Consider the following 5,589-nt stretch of genomic DNA (forward strand, 5'->3'; position numbering starts at 1 on the left):
GGGGGTTGGCGGCGACCTACTCTCCCGCGTGTGACCGCAGTACCATCGGCTCGGCGGGGCTTAACTTCTCTGTTCGGAATGGGAAGAGGTGGACACCCGCGACATAGCCACCATTTTGCTCTTGTCGCCGTCTTTCGGCGCGTGATGGTGTCGGGGATTTCTTTGGCATACATAGGGGAGAGAGAGCCAGGGTACGTGCCCATGCTTGGGCGGAAAGCGCTCGGGCAATTAGTACGGCTCGGCTTTGCCATTCCTGGCTTTACACCTGCCGCCTATCGACGTGGTCGTCTCCCACGGCCCTTGAAGGGATGTCTCATCTTGGGGTGAGTTTCGCACTTAGATGCTTTCAGCGCTTATCTCATCCGAGCGTAGCTACCCTGCGCTGCGGCTGGCGCCACAACAGGTCCACCAGAGGCTCGTCCATCCCGGTCCTCTCGTACTAAGGACAGGTCCCCTCAAACATCCGACGCCCACTACAGATAGGGACCGAACTGTCTCACGACGTTCTGAACCCAGCTCGCGTGCCACTTTAATCGGCGAACAGCCGAACCCTTGGGACCTTCTCCAGCCCCAGGACGTGACGAGCCGACATCGAGGTGCCAAACCTCCCCGTCGATATGAGCTCTTGGGGGAGATCAGCCTGTTATCCCCGGCGTACCTTTTATCCTTTGAGCGATGGCCCTTCCATGCGGGACCACCGGATCACTATATCCGTCTTTCGACCCTGCTCGGCTTGTGGGCCTCACAGTCAAGCACCCTTCTGCTATTGCACTCTGCGCACGGTTACCAAGCGTGCTGAGGGTACCTTTGAAAGCCTCCGTTACTCTTTTGGAGGCGACCACCCCAGTCAAACTACCCACCAAACACTGTCTCCCCTCCGGGATTAGGCTCCAAGCAACTGAAGGGTGGTATTTCAACGCTGCCTCCCCGATGCCTGGCGACACCGGATCACAGGCTCCCACCTATCCTACACATCAGTTACCCAGAGTCAATGTTAAGCTATAGTAAAGGTGCACGGGGTCTTTCCGTCCCGTAGCGGGTACTCGGCATCTTCACCGAGACTACAATTTCACCGAGCTCACGGCTGAGACAGCGCCCAGATCGTTACACCATTCGTGCAGGTCGGAACTTACCCGACAAGGAATTTCGCTACCTTAGGACCGTTATAGTTACGGCCGCCGTTTACCGGGGCTTCGGTTCAACGCTTCGCCTTGCGGCTGACGTCCCCCCTTAACCTTCCGGCACCGGGCAGGTGTCAGGCCATATACCTCATCTTTCGATTTCGCATAGCCATGTGTTTTTGTTAAACAGTCGCCTGGGCCTTTTCACTGCGGCTTCTCCAATGAATTGGAGGAAGCGCCCCTTCTCCCGAAGTTACAGGGCCATTTTGCCGAGTTCCTTGGCCGTGATTCACTCGAGCACCTTAGGATTCTCTCCTCGACTACCTGTGTCGGATTGCGGTACGGGTAGCGTGACCGTCAGAACGCTTAGCGGGTTTTCTTGGGAGCGGGATTAGGGCCACTATCCCCTCGCCCGGGGGCTTGGGGTACTATCGGGTTTCAGCACCTATGGCGTACTTGACTACCAAGGGTATACCTACGCCCTTCAACCTGGTATTCCGTCACCAGGCGGGCCTTTCACTTCTCCGTCACCGCATCGCTGGGTCACGCTAGTACTGGAATATTAACCAGTTGTCCATCGACCTTAGCCTTCGCATCGGCCTTAGGACCCGACTAACCCTGATCCGATTAGCGTTGATCAGGAAACCTTAGTCTTTCGGTGTGCGGGTTTCTCGCCCGCATTATCGTTACTTATGCCTACATTTGCTTTTCCCGACGCTCCAACGCCCATTGCCAGGCGCCTTCTCCGCGGACGGGAATGCTCCCCTACCACAGTATAAATACTATCCGTAGCTTCGGTACCATGCTTGATGCCCGATTATTATCGATGCCCTGCCGCTCGACCAGTGAGCTGTTACGCACTCTTTAAATGAATGGCTGCTTCCAAGCCAACATCCTGGCTGTCTGGGCAGCTGGACCTCCTTTGTTCAACTTAGCATGGATTTAGGGACCTTAGCTGACGGTCTGGGTTCTTTCCCTCTCGGCCTGGGACCTTAGCACCCCAAGCCTCACTGCCGAGTATGTCTCATGGCATTCGGAGTTCGTCAGGATTCGGTAGGATTTGACTCCCCCTAGTCCTATCGGTAGCTCTACCTCCATGAGACTCCACCTCGACGCTGCCCCTAAAGGCATTTCGGGGAGTACGAGCTATTTCTCAGTTTGATTGGCCTTTCACCCCTACCCACAGGTCATCCAAATGCTTTTCAACGCAAACTGGTTCGGGCCTCCAGTTGGTGTTACCCAACCTTCACCCTGCCCATGGGTAGATCACAAAGTTTCGCGTCTACCCCCCCTGACTGTGCGCCCTGTTCAGACTCGCTTTCGCTGCGGCTCCGTATCTTCAGATACTTAACCTCGCCAGGGAGGAGTAACTCGTAGGCTCATTATGCAAAAGGCACGCCGTCACCCCACTAAAGGGCTCCGACCGCTTGTAGGCGCATGGTTTCAGGTTCTTTTCACTCCCCTATTCGGGGTCCTTTTCACCTTTCCCTCACGGTACTGGTTCACTATCGGTCTCTCAGGAGTATTTAGCCTTGCCGGATGGTACCGGCGGATTCAGACGGGATTCCTCTGGTCCCGCCCTACTCAGGATACCGCTACGGCCGAAAACCTTGCGCTGACGGGGCTATCACCCTCTCCGGCCTGCCTTCCCAGGCAGTTAAGCTTCGTTTTCCGGTCCGACATTGCGGTCCTACAACCCCAGGCCTGCCGTGACAGGCCTGGTTTGGGCTCTTCCCCGTTCGCTCGCCACTACTTGGGGAATCATTGTTATTTTCTCTTCCTCCGGGTACTTAGATGTTTCAGTTCCCCGGGTTCGCCCACCTGAAAGGTGTACTTGGTCTTCAACCAAGTGGGTTGCCCCATTCGGACATCCGCGGATCACATCGTATGTGCCGATCCCCGCGGCTTATCGCAGCTTATCGCGTCCTTCCTCGCCTCTGAGAGCCTAGGCATCCTCCATGCGCCCTTCTCTACTTTCTTCGCCTGCGCCACCTGCGTGGCGCGGGCACGTACTCTAGTTTGTTTCTCTCTTCCCAGTATGTCAAAGAACTCCCCGCCAGATGCGCCCCATTATACATACGTATAACATGGCCTCTCTGGCATGTGCGGCAAGCGCCCTGTCGGCGGTTGCCCTGTTATCAGTCGCGGTACGGCGATCCTTCAGTGGAGAATAACGGAGTCGAACCGTTGACCTCCTGCGTGCAAAGCAGGCGCTCTAGCCAGCTGAGCTAATCCCCCATAGATCTTATAGAGTGGGCCTGCGTGGACTCGAACCACGGACCTCTACATTATCAGTGTAGCGCTCTAACCACCTGAGCTACAAGCCCCGCTGCGTCTTACGACTAGCAAGGCCCCTCGCACGCTTCTGACGATTTTGCTTCTCGCAAGTATGTCTTTAAGTTTTTAAGCAAAGGGTAGATAGGAAGCAGGAAACGCGGCGCCGGCGGCGCGTGCCCCAGAAAGGAGGTGATCCAGCCGCACCTTCCGGTACGGCTACCTTGTTACGACTTAGCCCCAGTTACCAGTTTTACCCTAAGCCGCTCCTGTGACGGTGACGGCCTTCAGGTCTCCCTGACTTCCATGGCTTGACGGGCGGTGTGTACAAGGCCCGGGAACGTATTCACCGCGTCGTTGCTGATACGCGATTACTAGCGATTCCAGCTTCACGGGGTCGAGTTGCAGACCCCGATCCGAACTGAGAGCGGCTTTTTGAGATTGGCATCCCGTTGCCGGGTAGCGACCCTCTGTACCGCCCATTGTAGCACGTGTGTAGCCCTAGGCGTAAGGGCCATGATGACTTGACGTCGTCCCCGCCTTCCTCGCTGCTTGCGCAGGCAGTCTCCCTAGAGTCCCCACCACGACGTGCTGGCAACTAGGGATAGGGGTTGCGCTCGTTGCGGGACTTAACCCAACACCTCACGGCACGAGCTGACGACAGCCATGCAGCACCTTGCTTTGTGCCCCGAAGGGAAACCCCATCTCTGGGGTCGTCACGCGCATTCTAGCCTAGGTAAGGTTCCTCGCGTATCATCGAATTAAACCACATGCTCCACCGCTTGTGCGGGCCCCCGTCAATTCCTTTGAGTTTCACCCTTGCGGGCGTACTCCCCAGGTGGACTACTTAACGCTTTCGCTAAGACGCCGACAGTCTGTCGCCGACATCGAGTAGTCATCGTTTACGGCGTGGACTACCAGGGTATCTAATCCTGTTCGCTCCCCACGCTTTCGTGCCTCAGCGTCAGTTACGGCCTAGTAAGCTGCCTACGCAATCGGTGTTCTTGAAGATATCTAAGCATTTCACCGCTACATCTTCAATTCCGCCTACCTCGTCCGTACTCAAGCCCCCCAGTATCAATGGCAGTTCCGCGGTTGAGCCGCGGGCTTTCACCACTGACTTAAGGGGCCGCCTACGCACCCTTTAAACCCAATAAATCCGGACAACGCTTGCACCCTCCGTATTACCGCGGCTGCTGGCACGGAGTTAGCCGGTGCTTATTCCTCGGGTACCGTCAGTTCCCCACGCATGGGTGTTTTCTTCCCCGATAAAAGCAGTTTACAACCCAGAAGGCCTTCGTCCTGCACGCGGCATGGCTGGGTCAGGCTTCCGCCCATTGCCCAATATTCCCTACTGCTGCCTCCCGTAGGAGTCTGGCCCGTATCTCAGTGCCAGTGTGGGGGATCATCCTCTCAGAACCCCTAGCCATCGTCGCCTTGGTGGGCCCTTACCCCGCCAACTAGCTAATGGCACGCATGCCCATCCCAAACCAATGAATCTTTAACCATCCTCGGATGCCCTCATATGGTGTTATGCGGTATTAATCTCCCTTTCGGGAGGCTATCCCCCAGTTTGGGGTAGGTTGCATACGCGTTACGCACCCGTGCGCCACTGGTGTATTGCTACACCCGTTCGACTTGCATGTATTAGGCCTGCCGCTAGCGTTCATCCTGAGCCAGGATCAAACTCTCCATTGTAGAAGAAAAGTTTGACTGCTCTCTTTTAAAAAGACAGTCGATTTTGTATGGCATCGACCGCCGGTACGCTTCACTTTCGTTTCCTAGACGCGTGTATCGCTACACTTGTCTTTCCTATCTATCCCATTCACTCAAAGAACTTCCCGCCGGCCTGCCGCCGGCGACTAGTGGCCTGAGACCCAGGCCCTTATTCCGTCTCCCGATCCCTTCCTTCCCGAAGGGGCTGCAAAGGTAAGAACTTTCTCTCACTCCGCAAGCAAACCGCTCAACTTTTTTTTTCTTTTTCTTTCTCCCCGCCCGGCCAGCGGGGGCTTCCTTCCGGAAGCGGGTGCAAAGGTAAGAAGAACTTCTCTCTTTGCAATACTCTCCGAAACTTTTTTTCTCTTCCCTTCCGCCCGGTCGGCCTTGGGGACCTTCCTTCCGGAAGGGGCTGCAAAGGTAAGCAGAACTTCCCTCTTTGCAAGCGCTTCGGCAATCTTTTTTTCTCCTTCCCTCT

General features: G+C 56.0%; 1 protein-coding gene, 2 tRNA genes and 3 rRNA genes. All 6 read right to left on the bottom strand.

The window, feature by feature from the left end; all coding sequences use genetic code 11:
• Nucleotides 1-3: 3 nt before the first annotated feature.
• A 5S ribosomal RNA gene (gene rrf / locus JT719_RS24170) occupies nucleotides 4-115 on the bottom strand.
• A 92-nt stretch (nucleotides 116-207) separates the two neighbouring features.
• Nucleotides 208-3,102 (bottom strand): 23S ribosomal RNA (locus tag JT719_RS24175).
• A 183-nt stretch (nucleotides 3,103-3,285) separates the two neighbouring features.
• A tRNA-Ala gene (locus tag JT719_RS24180) sits at nucleotides 3,286-3,359 on the bottom strand.
• 15 nt (nucleotides 3,360-3,374) lie between these two features.
• Nucleotides 3,375-3,448 (bottom strand) — tRNA-Ile (locus JT719_RS24185).
• Nucleotides 3,449-3,580: 132 nt separating this feature from the next.
• Nucleotides 3,581-5,093 (bottom strand): 16S ribosomal RNA (locus JT719_RS24190).
• Together the 16S, 23S and 5S rRNA genes with 2 tRNA genes alongside form the textbook arrangement of a ribosomal RNA operon.
• A gap of 245 nt (nucleotides 5,094-5,338) precedes the next feature.
• The coding region (locus JT719_RS24195) for a hypothetical protein (protein ID WP_207436373.1) at nucleotides 5,339-5,589 on the bottom strand (251 nt) is incomplete at its 5' end.

The sequence above is a fragment of the Sabulibacter ruber genome (assembly GCF_017355955.1).
GTDB classification, from domain to species: domain Bacteria; phylum Bacteroidota; class Bacteroidia; order Cytophagales; family Hymenobacteraceae; genus Nibribacter; species Nibribacter ruber_A.